The organism is Streptomyces sp. NPDC034085 (genome assembly GCF_055575555.1).
In genome coordinates this window covers 38931-54879 of the sequence record NZ_JBVISL010000010.1, presented here as the reverse complement: position 1 = coordinate 54879, position 15949 = coordinate 38931, and the positions used below count along the sequence as shown (strand labels likewise).

The 15949-nt window shown below is 73.0% G+C and carries 13 protein-coding genes; 10 read left to right on the top strand and 3 right to left on the bottom strand.

Annotated features, from left to right (window positions below; translation table 11 throughout):
* Positions 1-165 precede the first annotated feature (165 nt).
* The 4 genes from ACZ501_RS28375 (at position 166) to ACZ501_RS28360 (ending at position 4001) form a co-directional block, all read left to right on the top strand.
* Positions 166-1800 carry a flavin-containing monooxygenase gene (locus ACZ501_RS28375; RefSeq protein ID WP_468799289.1) on the top strand — a complete coding sequence of 545 codons (1635 nt, stop codon included), beginning with the start codon at positions 166-168 and terminating at the stop codon, positions 1798-1800.
* Positions 1797-2867 (top strand): alpha/beta fold hydrolase, encoded by a 1071-nt coding sequence (locus ACZ501_RS28370; RefSeq protein WP_468799287.1) that lies wholly within the window; start codon positions 1797-1799, stop codon positions 2865-2867. The genes ACZ501_RS28375 and ACZ501_RS28370 overlap by 4 nt, the downstream gene beginning before the upstream one ends.
* The gene (locus ACZ501_RS28365; protein WP_468799285.1) at positions 2864-3748 is read left to right on the top strand and encodes an SDR family oxidoreductase; all 885 of its coding nucleotides are present in this window, start codon (positions 2864-2866) and stop codon (positions 3746-3748) included. The genes ACZ501_RS28370 and ACZ501_RS28365 overlap by 4 nt, the downstream gene beginning before the upstream one ends.
* Positions 3749-3824: 76 nt before the next feature.
* Positions 3825-4001, top strand: a complete 177-nt coding sequence (locus tag ACZ501_RS28360) for a hypothetical protein (RefSeq protein WP_361597386.1) — start codon at positions 3825-3827, stop codon at positions 3999-4001.
* Positions 4002-4112: 111 nt separating this feature from the next.
* On the opposite strand, the gene ACZ501_RS28355 is transcribed toward ACZ501_RS28360, so the two are convergent.
* Positions 4113-7376, bottom strand: a complete 3264-nt coding sequence (locus tag ACZ501_RS28355) for a S41 family peptidase (protein WP_361597383.1) — start codon at positions 7374-7376, stop codon at positions 4113-4115.
* 216 nt (positions 7377-7592) lie between these two features.
* Between ACZ501_RS28355 and ACZ501_RS28350 the strand changes: the two genes are divergently transcribed.
* Both ACZ501_RS28350 and ACZ501_RS28345 read left to right on the top strand, forming a co-directional pair.
* The gene (locus ACZ501_RS28350; protein WP_361597509.1) at positions 7593-8171 is read left to right on the top strand and encodes a TetR/AcrR family transcriptional regulator; all 579 of its coding nucleotides are present in this window, start codon (positions 7593-7595) and stop codon (positions 8169-8171) included.
* A gap of 137 nt (positions 8172-8308) precedes the next feature.
* Positions 8309-10513, top strand: a complete 2205-nt coding sequence (locus tag ACZ501_RS28345) for an MMPL family transporter (protein WP_468799283.1) — start codon at positions 8309-8311, stop codon at positions 10511-10513.
* 187 nt (positions 10514-10700) lie between these two features.
* Here ACZ501_RS28345 and ACZ501_RS28340 read toward each other — a convergent pair whose 3' ends face one another.
* Positions 10701-11162 (bottom strand): SsgA family sporulation/cell division regulator, encoded by a 462-nt coding sequence (locus tag ACZ501_RS28340; protein ID WP_361597377.1) that lies wholly within the window; start codon positions 11160-11162, stop codon positions 10701-10703.
* Between the two features lie 179 nt (positions 11163-11341).
* Between ACZ501_RS28340 and ACZ501_RS28335 the strand changes: the two genes are divergently transcribed.
* The 4 genes from ACZ501_RS28335 to ACZ501_RS28320 all read left to right on the top strand — a co-directional run bounded on the left by ACZ501_RS28335 (position 11342) and on the right by ACZ501_RS28320 (position 15176).
* Entirely contained in the window at positions 11342-12403 is a 1062-nt protein-coding gene (locus ACZ501_RS28335; RefSeq protein WP_468799281.1) for an energy-coupling factor ABC transporter permease, read from the top strand.
* Between the two features lies 1 nt (position 12404).
* Positions 12405-13166, top strand: coding sequence for a cobalt ECF transporter T component CbiQ (cbiQ, locus tag ACZ501_RS28330; protein ID WP_468799279.1), 762 nt, complete (start codon positions 12405-12407; stop codon positions 13164-13166).
* A complete protein-coding gene (locus ACZ501_RS28325; RefSeq protein WP_468799277.1) occupies positions 13163-13945 on the top strand; it encodes an energy-coupling factor ABC transporter ATP-binding protein in 783 nt (260 codons plus the stop codon). The genes cbiQ and ACZ501_RS28325 overlap by 4 nt, the downstream gene beginning before the upstream one ends.
* A 67-nt stretch (positions 13946-14012) precedes the next feature.
* The gene (locus ACZ501_RS28320) at positions 14013-15176 is read left to right on the top strand and encodes a serine hydrolase domain-containing protein (RefSeq protein ID WP_468799275.1); all 1164 of its coding nucleotides are present in this window, start codon (positions 14013-14015) and stop codon (positions 15174-15176) included.
* 70 nt (positions 15177-15246) lie between these two features.
* Here ACZ501_RS28320 and ACZ501_RS28315 read toward each other — a convergent pair whose 3' ends face one another.
* Complete coding sequence (locus tag ACZ501_RS28315) at positions 15247-15726, bottom strand: YbaK/EbsC family protein (protein WP_468799273.1); 480 nt, start codon at positions 15724-15726, stop codon at positions 15247-15249.
* Between the last annotated feature and the right edge of the window lie 223 nt (positions 15727-15949).

Here is a 15949-nt window from a genome sequence, read left to right as displayed (position 1 = left end):
GTGGATCATGCCGGGCCTGATCACTGTGCACCCCTGGGGCGTACCCGCAGTAACTTTCCGGGCACGACCCCTACCCATGGGTACGGAGCTGCTCTACTCTCCCGATTGTGCCAGTGATTGCTGGCAGCGTTGCGGTTTCGGATTGCGGTGCGGAAGGCGGCGGGCATGGGCGGTAGGGCCAGGAAGGCCGGCGGGGGCCGGCGCGAGCACGTACGGGTGGCGGTGATCGGGTCCGGGTTCGGCGGACTCGGTGCCGCCGTGCGGCTGCGGCGCGAGGGGATCACCGACTTCGTCGTGCTGGAGCGGGCCGACTCGGTCGGCGGCACCTGGCGCGACAACAGCTATCCGGGGTGCGCCTGCGACGTGCCCTCGCACCTCTACTCCTTCTCCTTCGCGCCGAACCCCGACTGGCCGCGGACCTTCTCCGGGCAGCCCGCCATCCGCGCCTACCTGGAGCACGTCGCCGACACCTTCGGGTTGCGCCGGCACATCCGGCTCGGCCACGAGGTCCTGATGATGCGCTGGGACGCGCACGAGCTGCGCTGGGAGATCGAGACCTCGGCGGGCGACCTGACCGCCGACGTCGTGGTGTCGGCGACCGGGCCGCTGTCCGACCCGAAGATGCCCGAGATCCCCGGGCTCGCCGGGTTCCCCGGCAAGGTCTTCCACTCGGCGCGCTGGGACCACGACTACGACCTGACCGGCAAGCGCGTCGCCATGATCGGTACGGGCGCCTCCGCGATCCAGATCGTGCCCGCCATCGCCCCCCGGACGGAGCGCCTGACGCTCTTCCAGCGGACCGCGCCGTGGGTCATGCCGCGCACGGACCGGGCCATCAGCGCCGTCGAGCGGTGGCTGCACCGGCAGCTGCCCTTCACCCAGTCGGCCCGCCGCGGGCTGCTGTGGGGGATCCGCGAGCTCCAGGTCAGCGCCTTCACCAAGCGCCCGAACCAGCTCGGGCTGATCGAATCCCTGGCCAAGGCCAATATGGCGCGTTCCATCAAGGACCCGGCGCTGCGGGCCAAGCTCACGCCCTCGTACCGGATCGGCTGCAAGCGGATCCTGCTCTCCAGCGAGTACTACCCGGCGCTGGCCCGGCCCGACGTGGACCTGGTCGCCTCCGGGCTCAAGGAGATCAGGGGCTCGGTCCTCGTCGCCGCCGACGGGACCGAGACCGAGGTGGACGCGATCATCTTCGGCACCGGCTTCCACGTCACGGACATGCCCATCGCCGACCGGGTGGTGGGCGCCGACGGGCAGAGCCTCGCGGAGGCCTGGAAGGACGGGATGCAGGCGCTGCGCGGCGCGACCGCGGCCGGCTTCCCGAACTGGATGACGATCATCGGCCCGAACACCGGCCTCGGGAACAGTTCCATGATCCTGATGATCGAGTCGCAGCTGAACTACATGGCGGACTACCTGCGCCAGCTCTCCCTGCTCGACGGGAGCAGCCTGGGCGGGCGCACCGCGCTGGCCGCCCGGCCCTCCGCCGTGAACCAGTGGAACCGCCGCGTCCAGACGCGGATGGAGCGGACCGTGTGGAACACCGGTGGGTGCACCAGCTGGTACCTCGACTCCCAGGGCCGCAACACCACCGTCTGGCCGGGGACGACGGGGGAGTTCCGCCGCGAGACGCGCACGGTCGACCTTTCGGAGTACGAGGTTGTACGGGTGCGCGAGCGCGGCCCGGACCGGGTCGCGGTCGCCGTCGCCCCGAACGCCGGCTCCGCGGCCGTCGCCCCGAACGCCGGCTCCGCGGCCGTCGCCCCGGCCGCTCCCGCCGGGGAGGGAGCCGCGTGAGCCGGCCGGGACACGTCACCACCGGCCGGTACGCGCCCCCGGCCGCCGCCCGCGAACTGGTCGCGGTCTCCGCCGACGGGGCCCGGCTGCACGTGGAGGTGCACGGGGCGGAAGGCGCCCCGGCCGTCGTGCTCTCCCACGGCTGGACCTGCTCCACCGCCTTCTGGGCGGCGCAGATCCGCGAACTGTCCCGCGACCACCGGGTCATCGCGTACGACCAGCGCGGCCACGGCCGCAGCCCGGCGGCCGCCGCCTACAGCACCACCGCCCTCGCCGACGACCTGGCCGCCGTGCTGGAGGCCGCCCTCGCCCCCGGCGAGCGGGCCGTGGTGGCCGGGCATTCCATGGGCGGCATGACCGTCATGGCCGCCGCCGGCCGGCCCGAGTTCGCCGAGCACGTCGCGGCCGCCCTGCTGTGCAGCACCGGCAGTTCGCGGCTGGTCGCGGAGGCGACCGTGCTGCCGTTGCGCGCCGGGCGCGCGCGGACCCGTACGACCCGCGCCGTGCTCGGCTCCCGCGCGCCGCTCGGGCCGGTCACGCCCCTCGGCCGCGCGGTGCTCAAGTACGCGACGATGGGGCCCGGCTCCGCGCCGGACCGGGTGGAGGCCTGTGCCCGCATCGTGCACGCCTGCCCCGCAGGGGTGCGCCACGCCTGGTCCGAGGTGCTGGCCGGGCTGGACCTGGACGCCGGACTGGCCGGGCTGACGGTGCCGACCGCCGTCCTCGTGGGCAGGGACGACCGGCTCACCCCGGTCGCGCACGCCCGGCGGATCGCGGCCGCGCTGCCGCACTGCGTGGGCCTGACCGAACTCACCGGCATGGGGCACATGACGCCGGTCGAGGCCCCCGAGGCCGTCACTGGCGCCGTGCGCGAACTGACGACCCGGTACCTGGGCTCCGCGGCCGGCCCGTCCGCCCCGGCTGCCGTACCGAGCCCGTCCGCCGCACCTGCCGGACCGGCCGCGGTCGTCGTACTTGCCGTACCTTCCGACGCCGGCGCATCCGGCACATCCAGCGCATCCGCCGTATCCGACGTATCCGACACACCGAAGGAGAAGACCGCGTGAGCGCTCGCAGGAGTCTGGAAGGCCAGGTCGCCGTCGTCACCGGCGCCGCGCGCGGGGTCGGTGAACTGCTCGCCCGCAAGCTGTCCGCGCGCGGCGCGAAGGTCGCCCTGGTGGGCCTGGAGCCGGAGGCGCTCAAGGAGGTCTCCGAGCGGCTGCACACCGACAGCGACCACTGGTACGCCGACGTCACCGACCACGAGGCGATGGCCCGCGTCGCGCAGGAGGTCAAGGAGCGCTTCGGGAAAGTCGACATAGTGATAGCCAACGCGGGCGTCGCCGTCGGCGGGCCGTTCGCGGACTCCGACCCCGTGGCCTGGCGCCGCGTCATCGAGGTCAACCTGATCGGCGGGGCCGTCACCGCCCGCGCCTTCCTGCCCGTACTCATGGAGAGCCGCGGTTACTTCCTCCAGATCGCCTCGCTCGCCGCGATCACCCCCGCGCCGATGATGACGGCGTACTGCGCCTCCAAGTCCGGCGTCGAGGCCTTCGCCCACTGCCTGCGCGCCGAGGTCGGCTACAAGGGCGTCAAGGTGGGCGTCGGCTACCTCTCCTGGACCGACACCGACATGGTGCGCGGCGCCGACCAGAACGACGTGATGCGCGAGCTGCGCCGGCGGCTGCCGTGGCCCGCGAACCGCACCTACCCGCTGGGGCCGGCCGTGGACCGGATCGTGGCCGGCGTCGAACGGCGCTCGGCGCACGTGTACGCGCAGTGGTGGCTGCGCGGGATGCAGGGCGTCCGCGGCTACCTGCCCGCGGTCATCGCGGCGGGCGGTCAGCGGGAGATGAGGCGCTTCGAACCGAGGCTGGCCGGCGTCTCCAAGGGGCTGGTCGGGGCGGGCGGGGCGGCCGACGAGCAGGAGCGCTCCCGGCGGAGCTGACCGACATGCGCGCTTTGTCACTCCGTGTCAGTCTGGTCGGGCCCCCACCACCGAGTTCCGTACGGAGTGATGAAGCATGTCTCTCAAGGACCAGTTCAGGGACAAGGCGAACCAGCTGAGGGAGCGGGCCGAGAAGGCCGGGCAGGGCGCGAAGGACGGGGTGTCCGGGCGCGCCGTCGGGGTCGGTGAGAAGAGGGAGCCGGGGGAGGCGTCGTCCGACGACGTGAGGGACGGGCTCGACGGCCGGGCCTGACGCTCACCGCGCTCACCGCGCTCACACGCGAAGGGGCCCGGTCCGTACCGCGGTACGGACCGGGCCCCTTCCGCATGCCGCCTTCCGCACGGCTCGCTCCGCCGCCGGGCCCTACTCCCGCGGCGGCAGCTTCGGGCGCCGGAGGTCCGGTACGTCGGTGTAGCCGGGCGGCACCGCGGCCGGATCCTGTTCCAGCAGCTCCAGCGCCAGGTGCACGGCGTCGTCCAGCTGCGCGTGCCGCCCCTCCGCCCAGTCGAGCGGGGTGCGCAGGATCGCCAGGTCCGGCTCCACGCCGTGGTTCTCCACCGACCAGCCGTACTCCGGGAACCAGGCGGCGTTCATCGGCACGGTGATCACCGTCCCGTCGCCCAGGGTGTGCCGGCCGGTCATCCCGACGACCCCGCCCCAGGTGCGCTGGCCCACCACCGGGCCCAGCCCCAGCAGTTTGAAGGCGGCCGTGATCATGTCGCCGTCGGAGGAGGTCGCCTCGTCGGCCAGTGCCACGATCGGGCCGCGCGGCGCGTTCGACGCGTACGAGACGGGCTGCGCGCCCCGGGTCAGGTCCCAGCCGAGGATCGAACGGGTGAGTTTCTCCACCACCAGCTCGCTGATGTGCCCGCCCGCGTTGCCGCGTACGTCCACGATAAGGGCGGGCCGGGACATCTCCATGCGCAGGTCCCGGTTGAACTGCGCCCAGCCCGAGCCGCCCATGTCGGGGATGTGCAGGTAGCCGCAGCGGCCGCCGCTCAGCTCGCGGACCACGGCGCGGCGCTTGGACACCCAGTCCTGGTAGCGCAGCGGCCGCTCGTCGATCAGCGGGACGACCGCGACCCGCCGGGCCCGGCCCTCTCCCTCGGCGGGTTCGAAGGTGAGCTCGACGGTGGTGCCGCCGGCCGCCGAGAGCAGCGGGTACGGGCCGGTCACCGGGTCGACCGGCCGCCCGTCGACGTGGGTGAGGACCGCGCCCTCGCGGATGCCGGTGCCCGCGAGCGGGGAGCGGGCCTTGGAGTCGGAGGACTCGCCGGGCAGGATCCGCTTGACCACCCAGCCCTCCTCGCGGTGCACGAGGTTGGCGCCGAGCAGGCCGATGGCCCGCTGGTAGTGGGGCGGCCCCTCGTTGCGGCGGGCGGGGGAGACGTACGCGTGGGAGGTGCCGAGCTCGCCGAGCACCTCGCGCATGAGGTCCGCGAACTCGTCGGGGGAGGCGATCCGTTCGACGAGGGGGCGGTACTGGCGCAGTACGCCGTCCCAGTCGATCCCGCACATCCTCGGCTCCCAGAAGTACGCGGGGATGAGCCGGCCGGCCTCCTCGAAGGCCTGGCGCCACTCGGCGGCCGGGTCCACCTCGTGCAGGATGCGCCGCAGGTCGAGGTAGACGGTGGAGTCACCGTCGCCCGGCTCGGTCGCGGGGACGGCGCGCAGGTCGCCGTCGTCGTTGACGACGAGGCGGGTGCCGTCGCCGCTGACGGCGAACCAGTCGAGCCCGGAGGCCAGTTCCGCCTTGCGGGCCTTGGTCATGTCGAAGTGCTCCAGCGTGGGCTTGCCGCTGGTGTCGGCCGGGTTGGCGAAGGTCTCGCCGAGCGCGCCCGAGATGGGCCAGCGCAGCCAGACCAGTCCGCCGCCGTGCACGGGGTAGAGGGCCGAGTACTTCGACGCGGAGACGGGGAAGGGCGTGACCCGGCTCTCCAGGCCCTCCACCTCCACCGTCACCGTGCCGTCGCCCTCGCCGGACTCGCCGTCGACGGGGTCGAGTCCGCCCGCCGCGGGCCGGCCGTCTGGGGAGAAGGCGAAGGGGGAGGGGGTGGCCGAGGAAAGCGGCACGAGGTAGGGGCGGCAGCCGAGCGGGAAGGACAGGTCGCCGGTGTGGACGTCGTACACCGGGTCGAACCCGCGCCAGGACAGGAACGCGAGGTAACGGCCGTCCCGGGTGAAAACCGGGTTTTCATCCTCGAAGCGGCCGTTGGTGACGTCGATGACGACGTGGGCGCCCGGGCCGGAGATCCTGGCCATCTTGATCTGGCGCAGGGACCGCCCGATGCCGGGGTGCGACCAGGTCAGCCAGCAGCCGTCGGGGGAGAAGGCCAGGTCGGTGACGGGGCCGTTGATGGACCGGATGAGCTCGGTGACCTCCCCGTTGGACTCCTCCGTCGCGTCGAGCAGCAGCAGCCGTCCGTCGTTGGAGGCGATGGCGAGCCGCTCCCCGTCGGGATCGGCCAGCAGTTCCGTCACGCGTCCCAGCTCGCCCGAGGCCAGCCGGCGCGGTTCGCGGTCGCCGGAGGCGCGGGGGAGGTAGGCGATCTCGATCGCGTCCTCTCCCTCGGCGTCGGTGACGTAGGCGACCTGCCCGCCGCTGCCGAGCATCTCGGGCAGCCGTACCCGCACGCCGGGGGTGTCGGCGATGGTGCGGGCGGGGCCGTCGCGGTGGGTGAGCCAGTACAGGCTGCCGCGTACGACGACGGCGCTGGCGCGTCCGGTGGTGTCGACGGACAGCGAGTCGACGTTGCTGGCGGCCGGCACCTGGTACGTACGCCGTCCCGCGCGCGGGCCGCCGAGGCGGACCGGCAGCTTGCGCGGGGAGGCGTCCGCGGCGAGGGAGTCGACCAGCCAGAGGTCGCCGGCGCACTGGTAGACGACGCGGGAGCCGTCGCTGGAGGCGTGCCGGGCGTAGAACTCGTCGTGGTCGGTGTGGCGGCGCAGGCCGGTGCCGTCGGGCAGGCAGGAGTAGAGGTTGCCGACTCCCTCGTGGTCGGAGAGGAAGGCGATCCGGTCGCCGACGAACATCGGCGAGTCGAGGTGGCCTTCCAGGTCCTCCAGGAGCCGCTGTCCGTGCAGCCAGAGCCGGCCGGTGGCGCCGCCGCGGTAGCGCTTCCAGGCGGCGGGCTCGTGCGGGGGCTTGCCGGTCAGCAGCAGGCTGCGGTGTTCGCCGCCGGCGTCGGCGACCTGGAGGTCGGAGACCGGGCCCCAGGGCAGGCGTCCGCCCGGGCTGCCGTCGGTGGGCAGCTTGTACGCCCAGGAGTAGTAGGAGAAGGGCTGGCCGTGGGAGGAGACGGCCAGGATGTTCCCGTCGGGGTCCCAGCCGCAGACGCGGGTGTCGGTGGAGCCCCAGTAGGTGAGCCGGCGGGCGGGGCCGCCGTCCACGGGGGCGAGGTGGATCTCGGGGTCGAGGCTGCGCCAGGTGGTGAAGGCGATGTGCCGTCCGTCCGGGGAGAAGCGCGGGTGGCCGACGCGGGTGCGGTCGACGGTGATCCGCCAGGCCCGGCCGGGGGTCTGGCCGTCGGGGACGAGGGGGGCCACCCACAGGTCGTCCTCGGTGGCGAAGCACAGCAGGTCGTCGTGCAGGTGCGGATAGCGGAGGTACGCGACGTCGTGGCTCACCCCCCAATGCTTTCCGCGCCAGGGGGGCCCGGCAACTCGTACAGGTGAGCGGGGGTTTCCGAAGGTTCCCGCCGGGCGCGTGACCCACAACACGCCCGCTATCGAAACGGAACGGTTTCGTTTCGTTAGGCGGGCGGGTAGTCTCTGAGTGAGGAGTACGGAACCGTTTCGTTCGGAGGTGTCGCGATGAAGGCAGGTTGCCGGGTGAGCGACGTGATGTCGGCTCGGCGCAGCCGGATCACCCCCGAACGGGAAGCCGAACTCCACGGGGCGGTCCTCGACCTCCTGCGGGAGGTCGGCTACGAGGCGCTGACCATGGACGCGGTCGCCGCACGTACGAAGTCCAGCAAGGCCACCCTCTACCGCCAGTGGGGGAGCAAGCCGGAGCTGGTCGCCAAGGCCCTGCGGTGCACCCAGCCGGTCACCCTCCGGGAGATCGACACGGGCAGCCTGCGCGGGGACTTCGCCCGGATGGTCGAGTGCTCGGACGACGCGCAGATGGCCAAGGACACCGCGCTGATGCGGGGCCTGGCCCATGCCGTCCACGAGAGTCCGGAACTGCACCGGGCGCTGCGCGACCTGCTGGTCGACCCCGAGATCAACGGTCTCCAGGCGATGCTCCGGCGTGCGGTCGAGCGGGGCGAGATCCGGCCGGACTGCCCGGCGCTGGACTTCGTACCGCACATGCTCATCGGGGCGTTCATCGCGCTCCCGCTGATCGAGGACCGGTCCGTCGACCAGGCCTTCCTCGGCCAGTTCATCGACGCCGTGGTGTTCCCCGCCCTCGGCGTCTGACGAACGGGCACAGCTCCTCAGAAGTACACAACGTCCCTCCTGCTGCTCCTGACACGCCGCTCTCGTCGTCGGGCCGGCTTTCCACGCCCTGATCCGACCCGGATCCATCCCACGACCTGAAACGGGAGAACCACGACGTGGCCACCTTCCTCTACCGGCTCGGGCGCGGTGCCTTCAGGCGCCGCGGCCTGGTCGCCCTCGTATGGGTGGCGCTGCTCGTCGCCGCGGGCTTCGGCGCCGCGACGGCCTCCGCGCCCACCTCCGGCTCGTTCTCGATACCCGGCACGGAGGCCCAGAAGGCCTTCGACCTGCTGGACGAGAAGTTCCCGGGCATGTCCGCCGACGGCGCGACCGCCCGCATCGTCATCAAGGCCCCGGCGGGTGCCAAGGTCACCGACCCGGGCACCAAGGCCGAGGTCGAGAAGCTCATCTCCGGCCTGAAGAGCGGCCCGGGCGCCGCCCAGGTCGCCACCGTCGACGACCCGTACCAGACGAAGGCGGTGAGCCAGGACGGCTCCACCACCTACGTCAGCGTGAAGTACAAGGTCAGCGGCATGGAGCTGAAGAACGAGACCCGCGAAGCGCTCAAGGACTCGGGCCACGGCGCCCAGCAGGCCGGCCTCCAGGTGGAGATCGGCGGCGACGCGCTGATCGAGGCCCCGGAGACGGGCTCCGGCGAGGCCATCGGCATCCTGATCGCCGGCATCGTCCTGGTCATCACCTTCGGCTCGCTGGTCGCCGCCGGGCTGCCGCTGCTGACCGCGCTGATCGGCGTCGGCATCGGCGTGTCCTCGATCACCGCGCTCGCCAACGTGCTGGACCTCGGCTCCACCACCTCCACCCTCGCGATGATGATCGGCCTCGCGGTCGGCATCGACTACGCGCTCTTCATCGTCTCCCGCTACCGCGTGGAGCTCGCCGAGGGCCGTGAGCGCGACGAGGCGGCCGGCCGGGCCGCCGGAACCGCCGGCTCCGCCGTCGTCTTCGCCGGACTGACCGTGATCATCGCCCTCGTGGGCCTGGCCGTCGTCAACATCCCGATGCTGACGAAGATGGGTGTCGCCGCCGCCGGCACGGTGGTCATCGCGGTGCTCGTCGCCCTCACCCTGGTGCCGGCGATCCTGGGCTTCGCGGGCAGGAAGGTGCTGCCCGCCGGCCAGAAGAGCAAGCTGTTCGGCAAGGGCCGCCCGGCCGGCGCCGAGCCCAAGGCCAACGGAGGGACCCGCTGGGCCCGCTTCGTGCTGCGCCGCCCCGTCATGGTGCTGCTGGTCGGTGTCATCGGCCTCGGCGCCATCGCGATCCCGGCGTCCAAGCTGGAGATGGGCCTGCCGGACGACGGCTCCAAGCCGGTCTCCACCAGCCAGCGCAAGGCGTACGACATGCTGTCCGAGGGCTTCGGCCCCGGCTTCAACGGTCCGCTGATGGTGGTCGTCGACGGCGACAAGGCGCTGGCCGACCGCACCGCCGACCGGATCAAGGGCCTGGACGGGGTGGCGGCCGTGATGCCCCCGCGCCAGAACGAGGCCAAGGACGCGGCGATCGTCAGCGTGATCCCGAAGGACCGGCCCTCCTCCACCGAGACGGAGGACCTGGTCCACTCGATCCGCGACGGCAACGGCAAGGACGTGCTCGTCAGCGGCCAGACCGCGATGAACATCGACTTCTCGCAGAAGATGAACGACGCGCTGCTGCCCTACCTGGCACTGGTCGTCGGCCTCGCCTTCCTGCTGCTGATGCTGGTCTTCCGCTCGATCCTGGTCCCGCTCAAGGCGGCCCTCGGCTTCCTGCTGTCGGTCGTCGCGGCCCTCGGCGCGGTCGTCGCGGTCTTCCAGTGGGGCTGGCTCGGCTCGGTGTTCGGGGTGGAGCAGACCGGTCCGATCATGTCGATGATGCCGATCTTCATGGTGGGCGTGGTCTTCGGCCTCGCCATGGACTACGAGGTCTTCCTGGTCACCCGGATGAGGGAGGCGTACGTCCACGGCGAGCGCCCCGGCCAGGCCGTGGTGACCGGCTTCCAGTACAGCGCCCGCGTGGTCGTGGCGGCCGCGGTCATCATGATCGCCGTCTTCTCCGGCTTCCTGGGGGCCAGCGACTCGATGGTCAAGATGATCGGCTTCGGCCTGGCCGTCGCCGTCCTCTTCGACGCCTTCGTGGTCCGCATGGCCATCGTCCCGGCGGTGCTGGCGCTGCTCGGACACAAGGCCTGGTGGCTGCCGAAGTGGCTCGACCGGATCCTGCCCAACGTGGACGTGGAGGGCGAGAGCCTGCGCAAGCACCTCGGCGAGTCCGGGCCCGGCTCCCCGGAGGACCCCGGCAAGCAGCGCGAGCTCGTCAACGCCTGAGTCAACTCCCGGCCCTGAAACCCACCCGCGACGCGGGTCAACCCGCGGCCCGGGAACTCACCGGCGACGCGGGTCAACCTCCGGCCCGGGAACTCACCCGCGACGCGTCAACCTCGGGCCCGGGAACTCACCCGGCGCACGACCGGCCCCGCACCTGGAACCCAGGTGCGGGGCCGGTCGCGTCCGGCTACGCCGTCCGGGTGGTGGCGTACGTACGGCGCAGGAAGCGGCGCAGCGCGGCGCTGTCGAACTGGAGGACGGCGACGCCCTCGGGCGAGTGGAACTCGACCACCGCCTGGACGCGGCCGCAGGGCCAGATGCGTACGTCCCCGCTCCCGGACGGGGCCAGCAGGCCGGCCTCCAGGAGGGCGAGGGGGAAGACCCACTCGTTGTCGGTGTCCTCGGGGGACAGCTCCGCAGGGAAGACGACGCGCACGGCCAGCGGCTCGGCGGGGGTGAAGCGCAGGGCCACCGGAATGGCCCGGTAGAGGGGGTCGTCGGTGATCACCCGCGCGCGTACCCGCTCCTCGATGGCGACGCCCCGGACGGCGTCGGCGGTGGCCGCGGTGGCGGTCACGGTGGGGGCGTCGGGGGCGGCGGTCGCGGTCGTGCCCGCGGTGGCTGGTGGATTCTCGGCGGCGGCTGACATCGACCAGACTCCTCGAAATCGGATCATTTACGTCCGTTTGTCCGTGTCCAGCCTCGCACATTCCGACGAAAGCGCAGGGATCTATTTGTGACCCGACCGCTCTTGCCAACCATTTGCAACTGGGTACTACTCTTGAACGGCTGTAGACCTGTGCGAGAAAGAGGAAGCGGAGCTTCTCCATGCATGTGCCCGACGGATTCATCAACACACCCGTCTCGGCGGCCGCAGGAGTGGCGGCCGCCGCCGCTGTCGCGGTCAGCCTGCGTGGCGCCCGCCGCGAGCTCGACGAGCGCACCGCCCCGCTGGCCGGGCTCGTCGCCGCCTTCATCTTCGCCGTGCAGATGCTGAACTTCCCGGTCGCCGCCGGCACCAGCGGGCACCTGCTGGGAGGGGCCCTCGCCGCGATACTCGTCGGCCCGTACACCGGTGTGCTGTGCGTGGCCGTCGTCCTGCTGATGCAGGGCATCCTCTTCGCCGACGGCGGATTGACCGCGCTCGGCGTCAACGTCCTCAACATGGCCGTGGTGACCGTCGTCGTCGCCTACGCCGTCTTCCGCGGCCTCCTGCGGCTGCTGCCCGCCGGCCGCCGCTCGGTCACCGTCGCCGCCTTCACCGGCGCCCTGCTCTCGGTTCCCGCCGCGGCCGCCGCCTTTACCGCCCTCTACGCGGTCGGCGGCACCACCGACGTCCCGATCGGCAAGGTCGTCACGGCCATGGTCGGCGTCCACGTGCTCATCGGCATCGGCGAGGCCGCCATCACCGCCGCGACCGTCGGCGCCGTGATCGCCGTACGGCCCGACCTGGTCCACGGCGCGCGCCGGCTGACCGTCCCGCTGAAGCTGCGCGTCGGCGGCGAGCTGGTCGACGCCCCCGCACCCGCCGCCACGCCGGAGCCCGCGGCCGCCCGCTCCACCCGCACACTGTGGCTGAGCGGCCTCGTCACCGCCCTCGTCCTGGCCGGCTTCGTCTCCTTCTACGCCTCCGCCAGCCCCGACGGACTGGAGAAGGTCGCCGCCGACAAGGGCATCGACACCAAGGTGGAGGAGCACGCCGCCGCCGGCTCGCCCCTCGCCGACTACAGCGTCAAGGACGTCACCGACGCACGCCTGTCCGGCGGCCTCGCGGGCGTCATCGGCGTCGGCTCGACCGTCGCCGTGGGCACCGGCGTCTTCTGGGTCGTGCGCCGCCGCCGCGCGCAGGACCTGACCGCGGCCTCCACGGCCGCCCCGTCGGCTGGCTGACATGGGGGCGGGCCACGCGCACAAGCTCTACCGGCACGGGCACTCGCCGGTGCACGAGCTGCCGCCGCACTGCAAGATCGCCGCGACGTTCGCGTTCGTGGTCGTCGTCGTCTCCACCCCGCGCGAGGCGGTGGGGGCCTTCGCCGGGTACGCGGCCCTCATCGCCGTCGTCACCGCGGCGGCCCGCATTCCCGTGGGATTCCTGCTGCGGCGGATGCTGATCGAGGTCCCGTTCGTCCTCTTCGCCGTCCTCATGCCCTTCGTCGCCCAGGGCGAACGGGTGGAGGTGCTCGGCATGTCGCTGAGCGTTTCGGGCCTGTGGGGTGCCTGGAACGTCCTGGCCAAGGGCACCCTCGGGGTGGCCGCCTCCGTACTGCTCGCCTCCACCACCGAACTGCGGGCGCTGCTGCTGGGACTCCAGCGGCTGAAACTGCCGCCGCTGCTGGTGCAGATCGCCTCCTTCATGATCCGGTACGGCGACGTCATCACCGACGAGCTGCGCCGCATGTCGATCGCCCGGCGCTCGCGCGGGTTCGAGGCGCGCGGGATCCGGCACTGGGGAGTGCTCGCCAAGACGGCCGGCGCGCTGTTCATCCGCTCCTACGAACGCGGCGAGCGGGTCTACCTCGCGATGGTCAGCCGCGGCTACGCCGGCTCCATGCCGGTGATCGACGACGTCACGGCCACCCGCGCCCAGTGGGCGTACTCGGCCGTGCTCCCGGTTACGGCGCTCGCCGTCTGTCTGATGGGTTGGACGCTGTGACGTCTGCTTCCGCTGCTTCCCCCGCCGCTTCCGCCGCGCCCTCCCTGGAGGTGTCCGGAGTTGCCTTCGCCTACCCGGACGGGCACCAGGCCCTCTTCGGGGTCGACCTCACCATCGGCCGCGGGGAGCGGGTGGCCCTGCTCGGCCCCAACGGCGCGGGCAAGACCACCCTGGTCCTACACCTCAACGGCATCCTCGGGGGCGGGGTCGGGTCGGTGACCGTGGCCGGGCTGCCGGTGGAGAAGCGGAACCTCGCCGAGATCCGGCGCAGGGTCGGCATCGTCTTCCAGGACCCCGACGACCAGCTGTTCATGCCGACCGTGCGCGAGGACGTCGCCTTCGGCCCGGCGGCGGCCGGCCTGCGGGGCGCCGAACTGGAGGAGCGGGTCCGCGAGGCCCTCGAACAGGTCGGCATGGCCGGGCTCGCCGACCGGCCCCCGCACCACCTGTCCTTCGGGCAGCGCCGCCGGGTGGCCGTGGCGACCGTACTGGCGATGCGGCCGGAGATCCTCGTCCTGGACGAGCCCTCCTCCAACCTCGACCCGGCCTCGCGGCGCGAGCTCGCCGACATCCTGCGCTCGCTGGACGTCACGGTGCTGATGGTGACCCACGACCTGCCGTACGCGCTGGAGCTCTGCCCGCGCTCGGTGATCCTGAGCGAGGGTGTCATCGCCGCCGACGGACGCACCCGGGACCTGCTGTGCGACGAGGCGCTGATGGGTGCGCACCGGCTGGAGCTGCCGTTCGGCTTCGACCCGCGCTCGGTGGCCGCGGCGTAGCCACAGCCGAAATGGCGACATGGCGATATGGCGGCATAAGCAACCGTCGGCGGTTGTTGGTCTGCTCGTGAACATCCAGGGTGTGGTGACCGAGGGCTTCGAGCCCGTCAGAGACGCCTTCGCGCGCAATTTCGAGACGCTCGGGGACCGCGGCGCGGCGGTGGCCGTCTACCGGGACGGCCGCAAGGTCGTCGACCTGTGGGGCGGCACGAAGGACGCGGACGGCGACGGCGGCGGGCCCTGGACCGAGGACACCGCGACGATCGTGCGCTCCGCCACCAAGGGCGTGGCCGCGGCCGTGCCGCTGCTGCTGCACCAGCGCGGACTGCTGGACCTGGACGCGCCGGTGGGCTCGTACTGGCCCGAGTTCAAGGCGGGCGGCAAGGAGAAGACGCTGGTCCGCCACCTCCTCGCCCACCAGGCCGGCGTTCCCGCACTGGAGCGCGGCCTCACCACGGCGCAGGCCGCCGACGGGGTCAGCGGGGCGCGCGCGGTCGCCGCGCAGCAGGCCTTCTGGGAGCCGGGCACCGCGCACGGCTACCACGCCCAGACCTTCAGCTGGCTGCTGTCCGAGCTGGTGCTCCGGGCGACGGGCCGCACCGTCGGCGGGATCCTGGCCGAGGAGATCGCCGAGCCGCTCGGGCTGGACTTCTGGATCGGCCTGCCGGAAGGCGAGGCGCACCGGGTGGGCCGGGTGGCGCCGGTCGAGCCGCCGCCGGGTGCGGGACTGCTGAAGACCCGGCCGAGGAGAAACGTTTCGGAGGCGTACGCCGACCCGGGCTCCCTCACCCGCCGCGCCTTCGCGGCCATCGACCCCCTGCCGGACGAGAACGACCCCGTCTACCAGGCGGCCGAGCTGCCCGGTTCCGCCGGCATCGGCACGGCGCGCGCCCTGGCCCGCTTCTACGCGGCGACCATCGGCGTGGTGGAGGAGGGGGCGCGGATCTTCACGCCCGCCACCTCGGCGCTGGCCGGCACGGAGTTCGCGTCCGGGGCCGACCGGGTGCTGGTCGTGAACACCCGCTTCGGCCCGGGCTACATGCTGCACGGGCCGGCGTCCCCGCTGCTGTCCCCGGCCTCCTTCGGCCACCCGGGGCGGGGCGGGTCCCTGGCCTTCGCGGACCCGGAGTCGGGCATCGGCTTCGGCTACGTCACCAACTCCCACGCCAAGTCGGTCACCGCCGACCCGCGCGCGCAGGCGCTGGTCCGGGCACTGCGGTCCTGCCTCTGACGGGTGCCGGCCGGGTGCCGGGCACGGGCCCGGCCGGCCCCCGCGGCGGGGTGCGCGGGTGCGGGCGCGGTCAGGTGGTTTCGCGTACGTCGGCCAGCGCGGCCGCGGCGTGCCGGACGAGCTCCCGCGGGGCCATGGGGAACACCGTGTGCGGGGTGCCGGCCGCGGCCCAGACCACGTCGTGCTCCAGCAGGGACCGGTCGGCCAGCACGCGGGTGCGGGTGCGGTGGCCGAAGGGCGGAACACCGCCGATGGCGTAGCCGGTGGTCTCGCGGACCAGCGCGGCGTCGGCGCGGGTGACTTTCGCGGCGCCGAGTTGACGCCGCACGGCGTCGACGTCGACCCGCGAGGCACCGTCCATGAGGACCATCACCGGGACGCCGTCCGCCGCGAAGACCAGCGACTTCACGATCTGGCTGAGCTCGCAGCCGATCGCGGCGGCGGCGTCGGCGGCCGTGCGGGTCCCTTCGGGGAAGGCGCGGACGTCGAGGTCGAGGCCCAGCTCGGCGAGGGCCCGGGCGAACAGGGGGTGCGGGATGGTCGTCGTCATGCCGGGACGCTAGCGCCGCCCGGCCCCCGGAGGCGAGGCGTTTTCACCTGGCGGGCCGGGGCGTCGCGTCTCCCCGGGTGCGTCTCTTCCGCCCGAGGGCGCCACGTCCGTCCCTGGGCCGTCGTTCTGCCGTCTCCCGTTCCCCGCCTGGTTCCGCCTGCGCCCGGGCGGGACCGGCTGCGCCCGCGCGCGCCCGGGCGGAGGCGGGGGCCGGACTGGGGCC

What these genes read in the sequence shown, in the direction of transcription:
- ACZ501_RS28375 (WP_468799289.1), top strand. Translation starts at nt 166, where the DNA reads ATGGGCGGTAGGGCCAGGAAGGCCGGCGGGGGCCGGCGCGAGCACGTA.
- ACZ501_RS28360 (WP_361597386.1), top strand. Translation starts at nt 3,825, where the DNA reads ATGTCTCTCAAGGACCAGTTCAGGGACAAGGCGAACCAGCTGAGGGAG.
- ACZ501_RS28350 (WP_361597509.1), top strand. Translation starts at nt 7,593, where the DNA reads ATGTCGGCTCGGCGCAGCCGGATCACCCCCGAACGGGAAGCCGAACTC.
- ACZ501_RS28340 (WP_361597377.1), bottom strand. Translation starts at nt 11,162, where the DNA reads ATGTCAGCCGCCGCCGAGAATCCACCAGCCACCGCGGGCACGACCGCG.
- ACZ501_RS28335 (WP_468799281.1), top strand. Translation starts at nt 11,342, where the DNA reads ATGCATGTGCCCGACGGATTCATCAACACACCCGTCTCGGCGGCCGCA.
- cbiQ (WP_468799279.1), top strand. Translation starts at nt 12,405, where the DNA reads ATGGGGGCGGGCCACGCGCACAAGCTCTACCGGCACGGGCACTCGCCG.
- ACZ501_RS28315 (WP_468799273.1), bottom strand. Translation starts at nt 15,726, where the DNA reads ATGACGACGACCATCCCGCACCCCCTGTTCGCCCGGGCCCTCGCCGAG.